This is a genomic window from Campylobacter sp. CNRCH_2016_0050h (assembly GCF_025772605.1).
Lineage (GTDB): Bacteria > Campylobacterota > Campylobacteria > Campylobacterales > Campylobacteraceae > Campylobacter_D > Campylobacter_D lari_D.
In genome coordinates, this window is the sequence record NZ_JAKMSK010000044.1 from 1 (window position 1) to 536 (window position 536).

General features: G+C 24.6%; 1 pseudogene. It reads right to left on the bottom strand.

Features of this window, described 5'->3' with window-relative positions:
* Positions 1–536: pseudogene (locus tag L8X28_RS08325) on the bottom strand (sugar transferase); the annotation flags it as partial.

Here is a 536-nt window from a genome sequence, read left to right on the forward strand (position 1 = left end):
ATCTCAAGCAACAACCTGATATACCCACCCTTATACCAAGTTTTATTAGCTTTTATAAGAGCTTGTCCTAATTTATAAGTAAAACACTCCTTTTCCTTTAAGGCTTCTTTATAGTCAGGATAGCTTTCTAAAGGAGGTAATACCAATGATGGATCTTTTTTTATTTTTTCCTGATAGATTTTTTGTTCTCGTATATGCTTGTCAAATATATATGATAATATAAAAGGCATTCTTATATAACCTAAAAAAGATTTTGAATTTACTATTATAGCTTGACCTAATTTATAAGAGAGATGGTTATGAATACGGAATGTTGCAGATTGAGAATATACAATTTGCACTCGCTTAATAATTGGTTTTGGTTTATTAATTTTTTGTTCTTTTAATTTTATTTTTAATTTTTTATAAACAATATCTTGTTCTAGATTTAATATTCTTAGTTTTTTCTCCTGAATATCATATGAGTTTAAAATTATTTTTAAATTATTTTTTTCTTGATTTAATTTCTGGTTTTCTTGAAGAAGATTATTTTTTTC